At 54.9% G+C, this 17,361-nt stretch carries 15 protein-coding genes; 14 read left to right on the forward strand and 1 reads right to left on the reverse strand.

Annotation, left to right across the window (positions count from 1 at the left end; translation table 11 throughout):
* Positions 1 to 70 precede the first annotated feature (70 nt).
* The 14 genes from trhO to CJD38_RS03600 all read left to right on the forward strand — a co-directional run bounded on the left by trhO (position 71) and on the right by CJD38_RS03600 (position 16,863).
* Complete coding sequence (gene trhO, locus CJD38_RS03535; RefSeq protein ID WP_107938893.1) at positions 71 to 1,018, forward strand: oxygen-dependent tRNA uridine(34) hydroxylase TrhO; 948 nt, start codon at positions 71 to 73, stop codon at positions 1,016 to 1,018.
* Positions 1,011 to 1,784, forward strand: coding sequence for a glutathione S-transferase (locus CJD38_RS03540; protein WP_107938894.1), 774 nt, complete (start codon positions 1,011 to 1,013; stop codon positions 1,782 to 1,784). The genes trhO and CJD38_RS03540 overlap by 8 nt, the downstream gene beginning before the upstream one ends.
* A gap of 134 nt (positions 1,785 to 1,918) precedes the next feature.
* On the forward strand, positions 1,919 to 3,469 hold the full coding sequence (locus CJD38_RS03545) for an MBOAT family O-acyltransferase (protein WP_107938895.1): 1,551 nt from the start codon (positions 1,919 to 1,921) through the stop codon (positions 3,467 to 3,469).
* Complete coding sequence (locus tag CJD38_RS03550; protein WP_107938896.1) at positions 3,469 to 4,677, forward strand: hypothetical protein; 1,209 nt, start codon at positions 3,469 to 3,471, stop codon at positions 4,675 to 4,677. The genes CJD38_RS03545 and CJD38_RS03550 overlap by 1 nt, the downstream gene beginning before the upstream one ends.
* 76 nt (positions 4,678 to 4,753) lie before the next feature.
* The gene (gene gltX / locus CJD38_RS03555; protein WP_107938897.1) at positions 4,754 to 6,172 is read left to right on the forward strand and encodes a glutamate--tRNA ligase; all 1,419 of its coding nucleotides are present in this window, start codon (positions 4,754 to 4,756) and stop codon (positions 6,170 to 6,172) included.
* Between the two features lie 131 nt (positions 6,173 to 6,303).
* Positions 6,304 to 8,205 carry a threonine--tRNA ligase gene (gene thrS, locus CJD38_RS03560; protein ID WP_107938898.1) on the forward strand — a complete coding sequence of 634 codons (1,902 nt, stop codon included), beginning with the start codon at positions 6,304 to 6,306 and terminating at the stop codon, positions 8,203 to 8,205.
* The gene (locus CJD38_RS03565; RefSeq protein WP_107938899.1) at positions 8,205 to 9,056 is read left to right on the forward strand and encodes a M23 family metallopeptidase; all 852 of its coding nucleotides are present in this window, start codon (positions 8,205 to 8,207) and stop codon (positions 9,054 to 9,056) included. Before thrS ends, CJD38_RS03565 begins: the two co-directional genes overlap by 1 nt.
* A 188-nt stretch (positions 9,057 to 9,244) precedes the next feature.
* Positions 9,245 to 11,524, forward strand: coding sequence for a TonB-dependent siderophore receptor (locus tag CJD38_RS03570; protein WP_107938900.1), 2,280 nt, complete (start codon positions 9,245 to 9,247; stop codon positions 11,522 to 11,524).
* A 10-nt stretch (positions 11,525 to 11,534) separates the two neighbouring features.
* Positions 11,535 to 12,221 carry a Fe2+-dependent dioxygenase gene (locus tag CJD38_RS03575; protein ID WP_107938901.1) on the forward strand — a complete coding sequence of 229 codons (687 nt, stop codon included), beginning with the start codon at positions 11,535 to 11,537 and terminating at the stop codon, positions 12,219 to 12,221.
* A 14-nt stretch (positions 12,222 to 12,235) separates the two neighbouring features.
* Positions 12,236 to 12,868 carry a PepSY-associated TM helix domain-containing protein gene (locus tag CJD38_RS03580; protein ID WP_107939023.1) on the forward strand — a complete coding sequence of 211 codons (633 nt, stop codon included), beginning with the start codon at positions 12,236 to 12,238 and terminating at the stop codon, positions 12,866 to 12,868.
* A 16-nt stretch (positions 12,869 to 12,884) separates the two neighbouring features.
* A complete protein-coding gene (locus tag CJD38_RS03585) occupies positions 12,885 to 13,445 on the forward strand; it encodes a DUF2271 domain-containing protein (protein WP_107938902.1) in 561 nt (186 codons plus the stop codon).
* A 20-nt stretch (positions 13,446 to 13,465) separates the two neighbouring features.
* Complete coding sequence (locus tag CJD38_RS03590) at positions 13,466 to 14,281, forward strand: DUF4198 domain-containing protein (protein ID WP_107938903.1); 816 nt, start codon at positions 13,466 to 13,468, stop codon at positions 14,279 to 14,281.
* A gap of 70 nt (positions 14,282 to 14,351) precedes the next feature.
* Positions 14,352 to 15,350: an FAD:protein FMN transferase gene (locus tag CJD38_RS03595; protein WP_107938904.1), complete on the forward strand. Its 999-nt coding sequence runs from the start codon at positions 14,352 to 14,354 to the stop codon at positions 15,348 to 15,350.
* Positions 15,343 to 16,863, forward strand: coding sequence for a sulfite reductase subunit alpha (locus tag CJD38_RS03600; protein WP_107938905.1), 1,521 nt, complete (start codon positions 15,343 to 15,345; stop codon positions 16,861 to 16,863). Before CJD38_RS03595 ends, CJD38_RS03600 begins: the two co-directional genes overlap by 8 nt.
* 148 nt (positions 16,864 to 17,011) lie before the next feature.
* On the opposite strand, the gene CJD38_RS03605 is transcribed toward CJD38_RS03600, so the two are convergent.
* The gene (locus CJD38_RS03605; RefSeq protein WP_107939024.1) at positions 17,012 to 17,353 is read right to left on the reverse strand and encodes a histidine triad nucleotide-binding protein; all 342 of its coding nucleotides are present in this window, start codon (positions 17,351 to 17,353) and stop codon (positions 17,012 to 17,014) included.
* Positions 17,354 to 17,361 lie beyond the last annotated feature (8 nt).

Raw genomic sequence — 17,361 nt, forward strand, 5'->3', positions numbered from 1 at the left:
CCGATTTTCGGCCGTACAAGGGCGCCGAGGAGTATCATGCGCGCCCTAAATAGGTTGTAACTGTCGCCCAATGTCCCAGATTGTCGTCGCCGCGCTCTATCACTTTGTACGCTTGTCGGATTTCCGCGAGCTGCAGGCGCCCCTGTTGGCGCGCTGTGAGCAGTACGGCATCCGCGGCACGATTTTGCTGGCGGAAGAGGGCATTAACGGCACGATTTCCGGCACTCGCACGGGTATTGATGCGGTGCTGGCCTATCTGCGTTCGGATGCGCGATTCGCCAACTTGGAACATAAAGAGTCCTTCACAGAGGACAAACCGTTCCACCGGATGAAGGTCAAGCTCAAGAAAGAGATCGTGACCATGGGCGTGCCGAGCGCTGACCCGGCCAATATCGTCGGCACCTATCTGGATGCCAAAGAGTGGAATGAGCTGATCTCGGACCCGGACGTGTTGGTGATCGATACCCGCAATCAGTACGAAGTCGATATCGGCACCTTTAAGAACGCCATTTCGCCCCACACGAATACTTTTGGTGAGTTCCCCAAGTACGTCGAAACTGAGCTGGCAGATAAAAAGCACAAGAAGATTGCGATGTTCTGCACCGGCGGTATCCGCTGCGAGAAGTCGACTTCGTTTCTGAAGTCGCAGAACTTTGAGCAGGTCTATCACCTCAAGGGCGGCATCCTGCGATATCTGGAAACGGTGCCGCAGTCCGAGAATCTTTGGGAAGGCGAATGCTTTGTGTTCGACCAGCGCGTGACGGTCGATAAGAACCTGCAGCCCGGCAGCTATGTGGAGTGCTTCGCTTGCCGCCACATTGTTTCGGCTGAGGAACAGACGCAGCCTAGCTACAAGAAGGGCGTATCTTGCCCGCACTGCATTAACGAATCCTCGCCAGAACAACGCGCACGTTTTGCAGAACGCGCCAAGCAATTTGAATTAGCTGCCAAGCGCGGCAAGCGCCATATCGGCGTACCCTTTAAGAAGTCTGCGGCCAAGAAGAAAAACCATGAATGACACCACTGCCGCACTGCCGATCTTCTACAGCTTCCGTCGCTGCCCCTTTGCAATGCGTGCGCGCATGGCGCTGGCGTATGCACAGGCGCCGGTTGAAGTTCGCGAAATTGAACTGGGTGAAAAGCCCGCCGAACTCTTGGCGATCTCGCCTAAAGCCACAGTGCCAGTGTTGCAGTTGGCCGACGGCACGGTGATCGAAGAGAGCTTGGACATCATGCGTTGGGCACTGGATCAGTACGATCCAGAAGAGTGGCAGGGCATCCACAAGAACCTGACCGCCGAACTGATTCTGGCCAACGACACCAGCTTCAAAAAGAATCTGGATCGCTACAAATATCACTCAGAAACATCTGAGCATCCGAAAGAGCATTACCGCGAACTGGCCGTGGAATTTCTGCGCCATCTTGAGCGTTGCCTCGGTTACAACGAAGGACGCGGCTTGGTTCGTGGCACGCCTTCATTCGCCGATTACGCGATTTTCCCCTTCGTGCGTCAGTTCGCCGGCACCGATCAGGCTTGGTTTGATGCTGCGCCGTTTCCGCTGCTACAAGTCTGGCTGACCACGCGCATCCGTTCGGATCGCTTTGCGCAGGCCATGAAAAAATATCCGCTGTGGAAATCTGGCGAACCTGGCACCGTTGAGAACTGGGCGCCGATCCGTGCCACTGGACCTGAAGGCGATCAACTGATCTGGACCAAAGCCAAGCCCACCAAGCCTGCGAAAGCTGAGCCGTATAAGACCAAGGCTAAGCGCAAAGACGCTTAAAGCTTTTTCCCAAACGAGCGGCACAGCGCTGATTGCTGTAAAAAGAACAGCGCTTATTGGCTGATATACTCGTTTCGCGCTGACATTAAAAATAAAAATGTAGTGCGCCGCGTCTTTTGCAATCGGGGGGTTGCATGCTGTTTCATTCCTACGAGTTTTTGCTCGGGTTCCTGCCGTTGGCTTGGGGCGTTTTTCTGCTGCTCAAGCGCCAGGGCCTCGGCCGCGCGGCAAGTTGCTGGTTGCTTCTCGCTTCGCTGTGTTTCTATGGCTGGTGGAATCCGGTTTTCCTACTGCTGATCCTCGCTTCAATCGGCGGCAATTATCTGTTCGGACGGTTGCTGGCCTTGGATTTGCCGATGCGGATGCTGCAGTTATGGACGGCCTTGCTCTATAACCTAGGCATTCTCGGCTACTTCAAATACGCCGGATTTCTGCAGCAGGTTTTCGACCAAATTTCTGGCGAAACGCATGAGCCCTTGGCGATCATTCTTCCGCTCGCGATCTCGTTCTACACGTTCCAGCAGATTTCCTACATCGTCGATACTTGGCGCACGAAGGCACCTGAAAGGGACTTCGTTAATTACTGCCTGTTCATCGTCTTCTTCCCGCATTTGATCGCTGGCCCGATCACGCATCACTCGAAGATCATCCCGCAGTTCTCGAGCTTCTACGATCGCAATCTACCGCTGATCGATTACGCCGTTGGCTTCTCTCTGCTGATCATCGGCCTGTTCAAGAAAGTGGGCATCGCTGACAACGTTGGCGGTTATTTTGTTGGCACCTATGGATTGCTGGCGAATGGAACGTCACTCAGCTTTTACGAAAGCTGGTCGGTCATGACCGCCTGCGCGCTGCAAATTTATTTCGACTATTCCGGTTACGCCGATATGGCTGCGGGCATCGGCTTGTTGTTTGGCGTGCGTATGCCGCTTAACTTCTTCTCGCCTTACAAGGCGACATCGCCTGCCGAATTCTGGCGGCGTTGGAATATCACGCTGATGACTTTCTTGCGCAGCTACGTTTACTTCCCGCTCGGTGGCAGTCGCTACGGGCGTCTGCGCAAATACTTCGCGAGCATGTCGGTGATGCTGGTTTGCGGTATCTGGCATGGCGCAGGGTGGAACTACATTATTTGGGGCGCGCTGGTTGGCAGCATTTTGATCGTCAACAGTTTGTGGGATGAGTTTTTGCAGCCCACGCCGCCACCCGTATCGACGCTGCGTCGTCGCATTGCCGGTCGCGGATTGGCTTTCGTTTGCTATGTGATCCCGTTGACCATTTTCATGTTCCCGACGCTAGAGATGGGTTGGGCCATGTTGCGCGGCATGTTGGGCTTTAATGGTTTTGCGCTGCCGATCAACCTACTGCCGCGATTCGGTGAATTCGGTGTGTGGCTTCAGCAAATCGGTGTGACATTTGCTGCGGCGCCTGCGAGCAAAGGCTTCCCGATGATGGCAACGCTGGCTGTTGCATTGGCCGTGTTGTATCTGTGCCCGAACACTGAGCAGTTGTTCGCGGCCTATAAACCAACGCAGAACAATATCGACAAGAAACTGTTGACCGAATCGGTGTGGCGCCCAACGTGGCGACCGAGTTTGAAGTGGGCAGTGGCCTTGGGTGGCATGGCGGCGGTGTCGTTCATGCTGATGTTCCAGATTCGTGAATTCTTCTATTTCCAATTCTGATGCTAAGCCTGCCTAAATATCTTTTGACGCTGGCTGCGGTTTTTCTCGCGCTGACGCTACCGCTCGCTGCATTTAATCTATGCACCGATCCTTTCAGTGTTTTTTCGCAGCTGAAAGCTGGCCCGCAGCCTATTCAGGCGGACACCAGCACGCGCATGGCCAAGCCGTATGCCATGCGGGTTTATCGTCCGGATTGTCTGATTCTAGGCAACAGCCGTGCAGAAGTCGGTTACCGCGCTGCCGAACTGCCTGGGTGCCAGCGGCCCTACAACGCCGCTGTTGCGAACGGCCATCTCTATGAAGCACGACGCCATTTGCAGCATGCACTGGCGCTCGGGTCGGTACACCAAGTATTGCTCGCGCTAGATCTGGAAACGTTTACATCTCCTGAACTTACTGCGCCCGGCTTCAGCGAACCACGCTTGGCGGTCAACGCGAAAGATCAGATGCAGCTGTTCCCAGCAGGCGAACTGGTGGGACTGGCCTTGGGCTATGACGCGTCGCATCGCAGTTTGCTGTTGCGAACGCAAAAACGTCAGTTGGCGGCCATCTCCGCCAACGGCGACCGCAACCCGGAAAGCTTGCAGGCAATCGCGGTGATGAATAGCAGTCGCGATCTTGATCAGAGAATGCAGGAGCAGTTCGCATTCATTGGCACGCTGCTGATGACGGGCCCGGCCTTCGATATCCACACTGGCCGTGGCGCAGGGGCAATGGCTGAGTATCAGAAGATTTTGGCGATATGTGCGGCCAACAAAATTTCGCTGCGCGTGGTGATTAACCCGATGCATGCGACGTTGCACGACTATCTGCGCCATCTCGGAATGCAACCGGCTTATCTCGCGTGGAAGCATCAGCTGGCAGCTACAACCGCAACAGCGGCACTCAAACAGGACGTCCAACTCTGGGATTTCGGCAAGCTCAATGCCTTGACCACCGAGAAGTTTGAGCTGCATCAGACCGGCACCATGATGACCGGCTACTTGGAGCCCTCGCATTTCCGTAGCGTCATTGGTGACCGTGCCATGCGGCAGGTTTATGCGGGCCAATCGAGTGGAATCGAGAATTTCGGCGAACGCTTGACGGACGCAAGTGTAGGCGACGATGCCGGCTACCTCCGTGCAGTCGCGGCTTGGTCGGCGGCGAATCCCGAGATCGATGTCGCTGTTGCCAAGATGGCCAAAAAAGCCGGTAGTCAGAAAGACTGAGCGTTTACTGAGCTTTATCGGGCTCCTCAGAGGGGCGGGGTGTTAAACTTGCGCCCTTATTTCTGCTGCCTCTGCCATGACCGTTATCACTCGTTTTGCCCCCAGTCCGACCGGCTTTCTGCACATCGGTGGCGCCCGTACCGCGCTTTTCTCCTTTGTCTATGCCAAACGGCATGGCGGCAAGTTCTTGCTGCGGATTGAGGACACTGACCGCGAGCGCTCGACGCAGGAAGCGGTGGATGCGATTTTCGAAGGCATGAAGTGGCTGGGTCTGAACTCCGATTTTGACGAGATTTACCAGACCAAGCGCTTTGATCGTTACGCCGAAGTGGTGCAGCAGATGCTCGCCGCGGGTACCGCGTATCACTGCTACGCCAGCAAAGAAGAACTCGACCAGATGCGCGCCGAACAACAGGCTCGCAAGGAAAAGCCGCGCTATGACGGTCGCTGGCGTCCTGAGGCGGGCAAAGTTTTGCCGACGCCGCCAGAAGGCGTGAAGCCAGTCGTTCGCTTCAAGAATCCAGTCGATGGTCAGGTCGTGCTTAAAGATCTGATCAAGGGCGACATCGTGTTCGACAACAAAGAACTCGACGACCTCATCATCGCTCGCGGTGATGGCGTGCCCACCTACAACTTCTGCGTGGTGGTTGACGACTACGACATGGGCATCACCCACGTTATCCGTGGCGACGATCACGTCAATAACACGCCGCGTCAGATCAACATTCTGCAGGCACTCGGTGCAACGCTGCCGGCTTACGCACACGTCTCAATGATTCTCGGTGCCGATGGCGCCAAGCTGTCGAAGCGCCACGGCGCACTCGGAGTCATGGAATATCGCGCGATGGGTTTCATGCCGGATGCGCTGCTCAACTATCTGATCCGCCTCGGCTGGAGCCACGGCGATCAGGAACTCTTCACGCGTGAAGAGATGTTTGCCAAGTTCGATTTCGACCACGTCTCCGCCTCACCGGCGCGCTTCGACATGGAGAAGGCTTACTGGGTGAATCACCAGTATTTGAAGAGCATTGATCCCGCGATTGTTGCGCCAGAGTTTGATTGGCATCTGCGTCGCATCGGTGCTGATCCAGCCAAGGGCCCAGATCTTAAAGCCGTGATCGAACAACAGCGCGAGCGTTGCCGCACGCTGGTCGAGATGGCGGAGAAGAGCAAATTCCTCTTCGAAGATCTTGAGGCTTACAACGAGAAAGACGCCGCCAAGCATTTCACCGCTGACGCTGCTGTGCTGCTCGAAGAACTCGCTGCAAATCTTTCCGCATTGCCTGAGTGGACTGCGCCTGCATTGCATGAAGCCGTCAATGGTTTTGCTGAAGGCAAAGGTTTGGGCTTGGGCAAAATTGCTCAACCGATTCGTGTTGCTGTGGTCGGCATGGCGATCTCGCCGCCGATTGACCAGACCCTGTTCTTGCTGGGGCGTGAACGAACGTTGGCGCGGCTTGCAGCCGCTGTTGCAACCATCAAAAGCAAAAACTAAATTCACAAAATATGCAGTTCCCTCTCCCCGCTTGCGGGGAGAGGGTTAGGGTGAGGGGCTTCTATCAAGTAGCCCCTCACCCCGACCCTCTCCCCACAGCCGTGGGGAGAGGGAGATCAGAGAAAACAAACATGGCTATTCAAATTACTTTTCCGGACGGCAATCAAAAGTCGTTCGATGCACCGATCAGCGGTCTTGCGATTGCGCAGGGAATTTCGCCCGGCCTCGCTAAAAAGGCTGCCGTTATTCAAGTCAACGGCGAGCTGTGGGATCTGACGCGTCCGATTGATCGCGACGCCACCATTGCGATCGTGACCCGCGATAAGCCCGAAGCACTCGAAGTCATTCGTCACGATGCTGCGCATGTACTGGCGCAAGCCGTGCAGGAATTGTTCCCTGGCACGCAGGTGACTTTCGGGCCTTCAACCGAGACCGGTTTCTATTACGACTTCGCTCGCGATACGCCATTCACTGAGATGGATCTTGAAGCGATCGAAAACAAGATGCGCGATATCGTCAAGCGCGATCTGCCGATTACTCGCGAAGTGTGGGATCACAAAACTGCCGTTGAACATTTCGAGAAGGCTGGCGAAAAGTTTAAGGCGGAGTGGATTCGTGACGGCATTGCTGCCGACGAAGAACTCACCATTTATAAGCAGGGCGATAACTGGCTTGACATGTGCCTGGGTCCTCACTTGCCTTCAACCGGTAAGCTTGGCACTGCGTTCAAACTGATTCGCGTCGGCGGCGTGTACTGGCGTGGCGATGCCAACAATGCGCAGCTACAGCGCATCACTGGCGTGTGCTTTGCTAACGACGATGACCTCAAGGCTTACCTCAAGATGGTTGAAGAGGCGGAGAAGCGCGATCACCGCAAGATCGCCAAGCAGCTCGATCTGTTCCATCAGCAAGAAGAAGCGCCGGGCATGGTGTTCTGGCATCCGAAAGGCTGGGCAATCTGGCAGGTTGTCGAACAGTACGTTCGCGGCGTGTACAAGAAGAGCGGTTATCAGGAGGTGCGCGGCCCGCAGATCATGGACGTGAGTCTGTGGAAAAAATCAGGCCATTGGGATAACTATCAGGACAATATGTTCTTCACCGAGTCCGAAAAGCGGACGTATGCGGTGAAGCCGATGAACTGCCCGGGGCACGTACAGATTTATAACGCTGGCCTGCATAGCTATCGTGATCTGCCGATTCGCTACGCCGAGTTCGGTGGTTGCCATCGCAATGAACCGAGCGGTGCGCTGCACGGCATCATGCGTGTGCGCGCGTTCACGCAGGACGATGGTCACATCTTCTGCATGGAATCGCAGGTTGAAGGCGAAGTGACTGCTTTCCACAGCCAAGCGATGAAGGTTTATAGCGATTTCGGATTTACTGATCTCGCCGTCAAGCTGGCACTGCGCCCTGATAAGCGCTTGGGTACAGATGAGGCTTGGGATCGCGCTGAAAACGCGCTGCGCGCTGCGTTGAGTGCGGCTGGCGTGGCTTGGGAGGAACTGCCCGGTGAAGGTGCGTTTTACGGCCCTAAAATTGAATATCACCTCAAGGATTCGATCGGTCGCTCATGGCAGGTCGGTACGATTCAGTACGACCCGATGATGCCCGAGCGTCTCGATGCCGTGTACGTTGATGAGAACTCGCAGCGTATTCGTCCCATCATGTTGCATCGTGCCATCGTTGGTTCGATGGAACGCTTCATCGGCATTCTGATTGAACACCACGCGGGCTCGCTGCCGTTCTGGCTGGCACCGGTGCAGGTCGTTGTTGCGCCGATTGTGTCGGATGCTGACGGTTATGCGAAGGAAGTCTGCGAATTACTGAAGGACGCGAATCTGCGTGCCAACACCGATCTGCGCAACGAAAAAATCAACTACAAGATTCGCGAACATTCGGTGCAGAAGGTGCCGGTGATTGCGGTGGTTGGTCGCAAAGAAGCGGAAGAAAAAACTGTGACGCTGCGTCGCCTTGGCGAAGAGCGTCAGGTGACGATGCCGTTGGCTGATGTTGCCAAGCATTTGCTGGGCTAATGCACTTCGCATCGCGCCTGTTGTTGATTTTGTCTTTGTTGGTAGCGCCGTTGGCATTTGCTAACGGCGCTGACAGCAAGCTGCCATTCACACTGAAGGGTCAGTGGCAACAAGGCTCGATGTTGATCGGCAACACGGTGCCGGGCAATCAAGTTTGGTTTAACGGCCGTGCGCTCAGCGTGTCGCCGGACGGTGATTTTGTATTTGGTTTAGATCGTGATGAAAAGCCAGATGCAGAAATTAAAGTTCAGACCAGTCCAGAAGCAGCGCCACAAATCTGGCCATATAAAGTGGCCGCGCGCGCTTGGTCGATTCAACGCATTGATGGTCTTCTGCCAGACAAAGTCGAACCACCCGCAGCAGTGACCGCACGTATTGAACGCGAAGCGGTGCTGCTAAATGCCGCGCGTGACCGCGACACGCCACAGACTGGCTTTCGCCAAAACTTTATCTGGGCCGCCACTGGCCGTATCTCGGGCGTGTTCGGCAATCAACGCATTCTCAATGGCATCCCCAAACAACCGCATTATGGTGTTGATGTGGCGGTGCCCACGGGCACTGTGATTCGTGCACCTGCTGATGGTGTTGTCAGCCTTGCTGAGCCTGATCTGTATTTCACTGGCGGCACCATCATCATCGATCACGGACAGGGCGTGTCTTCGATCATGGTTCATCTCTCTGCACTCAAAGCCAAAGTCGGTGATGTGGTGAAGCAGGGCGATGTGGTTGCGTTGTCGGGGATGACAGGGCGGGCCACCGGGCCACATCTGCATTGGGGCATTAACTGGTTCCGCAGCCGACTTGATCCCGAAAAGCTGCTGCCGCCAATGCCGGTCAGCCGCAAAAAATAAGCTTCTGTGGGTTTGATGTGCCGCAAAATATTTTCGGATACAGATGTAAATAACAATGATTCTCATGTAGACTAGTGTTCTATCGCAGACCGGCAAAAGTCGTTCGCGAAAGGCAGAGGCGGCGAATGCAGGGGCACGGCATTCACCTAAAGGCCCATGCATTCAACTATCCACAGGGAGTTTGAGAGATGAAGTTTCGTTTGACGCCGGTTGCGGCCGCGCTTACCACGCTTTTTGCCATTCCTTCGATTGCTTCGGCTCAGGATGCGCCTGCAACAGCTCCTCAAGTTAACGAAAGCGCGCCAGCAAAAGCTGATGCTGTCCAAACTGAGAATGTCACCAATCTTCCAACTGTAAAGGTTGTCGGCGAGCGTGATAGAACGGGCTATACGCCTGATAAAGCGACCATTGGCGGACGCGTACCAACTGAGATTCGTGATATTCCGCAGACTGTGAATATTGTTAATCGCGCGGTTCTCGATGCCCAGAATGCGACTTCATTGACCGATGCGCTGCGCAATGTGCCTGGCATCACGATGACCTCAGGTGAGGGCGGCCAGATCGGTGATAACGTCAACCTGCGTGGGTTTACTGCACGCACAGATATTTATCTCGATGGTGTTCGTGATCGCGGTCAATACAAGCGCGATACTTTTGCATTGGAAAGCGTAGAAGTGCTCAAAGGCCCTTCGTCGCTATTTTTTGGACGCGGCTCCACGGGCGGTGTTATCAACCAAGTAAGCAAAACGCCTACGCGTGAAGAGCTGACACAAGTTTCCGCCTCGCTTGGTACGGATGACTATTACCGCACAACCGTTGATGTGAACCGTCCGCTTTCGGATACCAGCGCAGTGCGTGTTGCGCTGATGTGGCAGGACGTGAGCTCGACTCGCGATGTCGTTGAGAATAAAGACTGGGGCGTTGCTCCATCGCTGCGCGTAGCGCTCAGCAAGCAGACTGATCTCACTTTGTCAGGTCTGGTGCTGCATAACCGTGACACTCCGGACTACGGCATCCCGTTCTCATTCGGTAAACCCTCGAAAGTTTCTTCGAGCACGTTCTACGGCGATACCGACGATTTCTTCAACCAAGATACCTATGTTGGTAAGCTGGCCTTAGATCATCGTTTTAATTCATCACTGAAGCTTCGCAACCAGTTCCAAGCTTCGCAGACCAACCTTGCTGCTAGACCAACGCCGTATCGCGTTTGTACTGCGGCCTTTAATAAGCCAGCGGGAACTTGCCCAGTCTCGCCTATCGGCACGCCGGTTGATCAGATCACTGTCCAGTCAGATCGTCGCGACCGTGAAATTACGGATACCTCAGTATTCAATCAGACCGATCTCGTCGCAGATTTCAGCACGGGTTCATTGAAGCACACGCTGATTGGCGGTGTGGAAATCGGCCGCGATATGACCAAGAACCAAGGGTACACATGGTCTGCTCGTGTGCTCGACAATCTTGGCACTTTCGAACCGAACGCCTCTCCGGCAGGCCTGACGCGCACCCGCGCTGCAACGCATACCGAGGGCACGGCGGATACACTCGGAATCTACATCAATGAAACGCTAACCATCACTCCAGAGTGGAAAGTTGTAGCGGGTCTGCGTCGTGATAGCTTCGATGCGAATGCCAAGACCATTACTAACGCGACTGGAGTTGCGGTACGGTTAAAACGTGATGACGATGAACTCAGCTATCGCGGTGGTGTTATCTACCAACCGGATAGAAAGCAGAGCTACTACGTTTCTTATGGCACTTCGTTCAATCCTTCTGCAGAAGCTGTAACGCTATCGGCTGCGCAGTCGCTGGTTGAGCCAGAAACCACCCGCTCCTACGAGGCTGGTGCCAAGTTCGATCTTATCGATGGCGATCTGTCCGTAAGCTCCGCGTTGTTCCGAGTTGAGAAGAACAATGCACGTACCACTGACCCTGTGACCAATCTAGTGTCGGTTGAAGGTAATACGCAGGTTCAAGGCTTTGAACTCGGTATGGTTGGCCGCATTACTTCGAAGTGGCAAATCATTGCTGGCTATACGTATCTTGATAGCGAGCTGGTGAAGTCTAAGGATCGTGTGGCTGCTACCACTGACCCTACTGTGGATACGAGTTCTAGCGCGAATCCTCCACCTCCAATGATGTCGATTCAAGGCAATGAACTCGCTAATACGCCGAAGAGCAGTGGTTCTTTGTGGACTACTTACAGCTTTTTGACAGCTTGGGAAATTGGCGGCGGTGCTTACTACGTGGGCGACCGTTACATCACCACCTCGAACCTGACCTCAGTCAATTCGTACTGGCGCGTTGACGGCACTCTGGCCTACCGCCAGCCTAAGTACGATGTGCAGTTGAACATTCAAAACGTTCTGGATAAGGACTACTACGACGCTGTTGTGGCTTCCGAAGGTGGACGCGCTACTCCGGGCCGTGGTCGTACCGCTATCATTACTGGGACCTACCGCTTCTAAGATAAACGCCATGCTTGTCCGTATCCCCCAGTTGCTGTCTGTTGAGCAAATCACAGCCTTGCGGCAGCGACTGGAGGATGCGGGTGGCGATTGGGTGGATGGCCGCGCTACTGCAGGCACTCAAGGGGTCAAGGTTAAGCGTAACCAGCAGATTGCAGAAAATTCGCAAACTGCACGTGAGTTGGGTGACATGGTATTGACGGCGTTAGAGCGCAATCCATTATTCATCAGTGCAACGCTGCCCAACCGCGTTTATCCCCCAATGTTTAATCGCTATGAAGGCGGGATGCACTTCGGCGCTCATGTAGACAACGCGGTCCGTCTTCTGCCGGGTACTGGAATTAAATTCCGTACTGATGTTTCTGCAACTCTATTTCTTAGCGCGCCCGAAGAGTACGAAGGCGGCGAGCTGGTGATGGAAGATACCTATGGGGCACATTCAGCCAAGCTGTCTGCAGGTGATGTTGTGGTCTATCCCTCCAGTAGCTTGCATCATGTAACTCCCGTCACTCGAGGAGTACGCCTTGCCTGCGTATTTTGGGTGCAAAGCTTAGTCAGCGACGATGCTGACCGTAGCTTGCTGTTCGATCTTGATAACTCGATTCAGCGTCTTACTACCGATTCCCCTCAACATCCTAGTCTGGTGCGCTTGACCAACGTCTACCACAACTTGCTACGACGCTGGGTTCAAGTTTGAAACGCGTCAAAGCAATGAAATCTCCACGCGATGCAGATCAAAAAAGTCGAGCCTTCTGGCTGAAGCATCTTCATCAATGGCACTGGATTAGTTCAGCGCTCTGCTTGATCGGCATGCTGTTGTTTGCCGCGACGGGTATCACGCTCAACCATGCGTCTCAGATTGAGGCCAAGGCGGAAGTGGTTTCTCAAAAAGCACAACTGCCTGATGCGCTGCGTGCCTCTGTAGAAGCTGCCAAGAGTGAAGGCAAGGCGCCGTTGCCTCCTGCGCTGCATGACTGGGTGCAACAACAGTGGAAGGTTGATGTTGAGCAGCGCGAAGCGGAGTGGTCTGACGGTGAGGTTTATCTCTCGCTCCCACGTCCGGGCGGAGATGCATGGATCAATGTTGATCTCGAAACAGGCAAAGCGGAATACGAGCAAACCAGCCGCGGTTGGATTTCGTATTTCAACGATTTACACAAAGGCCGCAACTCGGGTGTGGCTTGGGGTTGGTTCATAGATGCGTTTGCGGTGGCTTGTTTAATTTTTTGTATCACGGGTTTATTTCTGTTGCAGATTCACGCGGGCAACCGTCCCATCACTTGGCCAATCGTTGGCTTGGGATTGGTGATTCCGCTAGTGCTCGCGATTTTGTTTATCCACTAAAGAATTGAGGTTTCTCATGCGTCATCGCATTCCTTTCGCGCTGTGCGCCGCGCTATTACCGGGCACGGTGCTTGCCGCCAACTTGAACGTGTCGATTGAAGTGCCGCGCATCGATGTGGCGGAATATCACCGTCCTTACGTTGCCGTTTGGTTGGAGCGCGAGGACAAGAGCGTCGCCGCGAATCTTTCTGTTTGGTATCAACAGAAAAAAGCAGCGCCTGCAGCGACCGGTGGTGCACCGGCGGCCGCGCCAAATCCTGCTGGCGGCGTGAAGTGGTTGCCTGATTTGCGCCAATGGTGGCGTCGTAGCGGTCGCGAATTGCAGTTGCCAGTTGATGGCGTTAGCGGCGCAACGCGCGCGCCTGGCGAACATGCACTGAGCTTCAATTCAGACAAAGGTGGCGCACTCGCGAATCTGCCAGCCGGTCAGTACAAGTTGGTCGTGGAATCGGCACGTGAAGAAGGCGGCCGTGAGCTGATCGACATTCCGTTCCAGTGGCCTGTTAAGCAGGCGCAGCAGTTGAAGGCCAAGGGTGAGCGCGAGTTGGGCGCCATCGTTCTTGATGTGAAGCCCTAAGGTCAGACCGGAGTACTGCGATGAAAATTTTTCTCAAAACGATGGTCTTGGCTGCAATCTGTTTGCCGCTCACTGCGACTGCACATAAGCAATGGCTCGCTCCATCCAAGACCGTGCTCAACGTGGGTCAGTGGGTAACGTTTGACGCAGGTGTTTCGACCGACCCGTTTGTGCGTGATAACAACGCGGCTCGTGTCGAAAATCTTGTGATCACCGCGCCAGATGGCAGCGTTGTATTGCCGGAAAATTCCGCCACCGGAAAACTGCGCGCGACATTTGATCTACAGCTGCAGCAAGCGGGCACCTACAAAGTCGCTATCGTTAATAGCAGCGTTGGCGCCAGTTGGGATGACAATGGCCAGACCAAGCGCTGGCCAGCACGTGGCACGACATTTACAGCAGAAGGTTTTGCCAAAGAAGTGCCAGCCAACGCAAAAGATTTAAAAGTGACTCAATCGATTGGCCGCATCGAAACTTTCGTTACCGCCGGCAAGCCGAATACCACGGCGCTCAAGCCTACTGGTAAGGGTTTGGAGCTGGTGCAGGTGACGGGTTTTAACGATTTGTATTCTGGCGAACCAGCAACCTTTCAGTTTCTGCTTGATGGCAAGCCTGCAGCAGACGTTGAAGTGGAAGCGATTGCAGACGGCACGCGCTATCGCAATGCGATCAACGAGATTGAATTGAAGACGGATAAAGATGGCCGCTTCACGATCAACTGGTCGCAGCCTGGTCTTTATTACCTCTCGGCATCTGTTAGCGATGACAAAGCTGAAAAGCCAGCCACGCAACGCCGCAGCAGCTACACCGCAACCTTTGAGGTGTTGTCGCCTTAGTTGACCATGCAGGCGCCTGTTGCCTTTTCGGCAATGGGCGCCTCAATGTTTGAGCTCATAGTTTGTTTCGATGAATCGCGTTCTTATCCCGTTGACGCTTGATCCGGTCTCGCTGCCTGCGCATGCGATTGGCGCGGAAGTGCATGCGCTGCATGGCGAAACGATGGGCACCACGTGGTCGGTAAAATTGGTCGCCGTCGAGGCAGATTTGCCGCGATTGAACACTGGCGTGCAAGCACAACTCGATCGCGTTGTATCACAGATGAGTCACTGGGAGCCGCAGTCTGATCTCTGCGCTTACAACAGTGCCGTTGCTGGAACTTGGGTGACGCTGCCCAAAGAATTTTTTGAAGTGCTCTCCGCTGCTTATGCGCATGCCGCAGAAAGTAGTGGTGCGTTTGATCCAACCATTGGTCCGCTGGTTGACGTTTGGGGCTTTGGCCCAGCACCGCGTCGCAGTGCGCCACCATCTGATTCAGAAATTGCTACCGCGCGTGCGCGCGTGGGTTGGCAGCAACTGCAACTCGATAAAGAACAACGCCGCGCGTTGCAACCGGGTGGCGTGCAATTGGATTTTTCCTCCATCGCCAAAGGTTACTCCGTCGATCTAATCGCCCGCTTTCTGCAAGGCGCTGGCATTGATCATTGGATGGTCGAGGTTGGTGGTGAGTTGCGAGGTAACGGGTGCAAACCGGATGGCCAACCGTGGTGGGTGGAGCTAGAGCAACTCAGCGCAAAGTTGCCGCGGACCGTGCTGGCTTTGCATGGTTTATCAGTTGCCAGCTCCGGCGACTACCGCCGATTTTTTGAATTTGAAGGGCAGCGTTACGCGCACACACTGGATCCGCGCAGTGGCCGACCCGTAACGCATGCGCTGGCCTCAGTCACGGTGCTGCACGCTGAGTGCATGCAGGCCGATGCCTTGGCGACTTTGCTGGGCGTACTGAGTCCAACCGAGGCCTACGAATACGCTTATAGCTGCGATATAGCCGCGCTGTTTGTATTGCGCAACGGCGATAAATTTGAAGAGCGCATGACGCCTGCTTTTGAGGCGCTGTCGGATGAGTGAATGGTTGCTTAGCGTGCAAGGGCAACGCGTGTTACATGCGGCAGCTGTTGTTTTCGTCTGGCTGCTGTTCTGTGCATTCATCGCGTGGAGACGCATACGTCAGCAGCGACGCTTGTCTTTACCAACGCTTGCTGGCGATACGCCCTTGCTGCTGTGTTACGCCAGTCAAACGGGCTATGCACTGCGTATTGCTATGCAGACTGCAAAGTCATTGCAGGCTGCGGGGCAGTCTGTGAATCTCAAATCTTTGGGCGATGTCGACCTCACCACGTTGCAGTCCAGTAGTCGTGCCTTGTTTGTGGTGAGCACGACGGGCGAGGGCGATCCGCCTGATACAGCGATTACGTTTGTCCGCAAGGTCATGCGTGGGCAATCGAATCTCAAAGGTCTGAACTACGGTTTATTGGCGCTGGGCGATCAGGAATATCGTCACTACTGCGGTTTTGGCCGTGAATTGGATCGCTGGTTGAAACGCCACGGCGCGCAGCCGCTATTTGATGCGGTTGAAGTGGATAACGCAGACGAAGGTGCGCTGCGCCACTGGCAGCATCATTTAGAACTTTTGGGTGATGGCCAAGCGGTGCCCGATTGGACTGAGCCTGAATATGAAGACTGGCGCTTGGTCGAACGTACGCTGCTCAATGCTGGCAGTGCAGGCGGCGCGGTTTATCACTTGAGTCTAGAGCCGCAAGGCAAGCCGCTCACCTGGAGCGCAGGCGACATCGTCGAAATTGGTCCGCGTAATTCACAGCAGAAAGTGAATGAAGCGTTGAAGGTTCTTGGGTTGCCTGCGGCAACCGTGTTGCGGCATGAAGAGCGCGAAGAAGTACTGTCAGATTGGCTCGCACGTTGTTTGTTACCGCGCCAGTTAGAAGAACTGACTCAACAGCTAGTCGAGAATCTCAAGCCGCTGCCGCATCGTGAATATTCGATTGCCTCCATTCCGAAAGACGGACGCTTGGAATTGTTGTTGCGACAGATGCGTCAATCCGATGGAAGCTTGGGTCTTGGCTCCGGTTGGTTGACTGAGCATGCGAAGGTGGGCGAAACCATTGCCGTGCGTATTCGCAGCAATCCCAGCTTTCATGCGCCGACTGATGATCGCCCTGTGATCTTGATTGGCAATGGCACAGGTTTGGCGGGCTTGCGCGCGCACATCAAGGCGCGCGTTGCCGCCGGACATCGTCGCAACTGGTTGCTGTTTGGTGAGCGCAGCGCTGACCACGATTTTTATCATCGCGAAGAAATTGAAGGTTGGCGGAATGATGGCTTTCTACAGCGTGTGGACCTCGCGTTTTCACGCGACCAGTCCGAGCGCATTTATGTGCAGCAACGCTTGAGCAAGGCTGCTGATGAAGTGCGCCGCTGGGTTAGCGACGGCGCATCCATCCATGTCTGCGGCAGCCTTGAGGGTATGGCGCCAGCAGTGACCGCGGTACTTAACGATATTCTAGGCGCCGAGCAGTTGGAGCAATTAGCTGCGGACGGCCGTTATCGGCGCGACGTTTACTGACGTCTTGGTTCGCTGCTTTTTTATTGAGTTTGTGCTGCCGTCCATGGCGCAACAATATTTCTATCTACTACCACCGGCCCGCACATCCTTGTGCGGGCGTTCGCCGGACCAGCGAATGTCCACAGGACATTCGCTAGCTCGGTCCGGCTCACCCTGGTGGCCAAGTCAACGGGCGGCCGCCAATAATGTGCAGATGCAGGTGAAACACCGACTGCCCAGCCCCCGCGCCGTTATTCACAGCCAGGCGGAACGCATCGCCACAGCCTAGCTGCTCGGCAACCTTGCCCGCCGTGAGCATCAGGTGGCCGAGTAGGGCCTGATCTTCCACAGTGGCATCACACAGACGTGGGATCGGCTTGCGCGGCACCAGCAGCACGTGGACCGGGGCGCCGGGGTTGATGTCCTTGAAGGCGACACATTGGTCATCCTCGTAAACGATGCTGGCGGGGATGTCGCGCGCGATGATTTTTTCGAACAGGGTCTTGGACACGGCTGATT

Source organism: Stenotrophobium rhamnosiphilum (assembly GCF_003052265.1).
In the GTDB taxonomy this organism is placed as follows: domain Bacteria; phylum Pseudomonadota; class Gammaproteobacteria; order Nevskiales; family Nevskiaceae; genus Stenotrophobium; species Stenotrophobium rhamnosiphilum.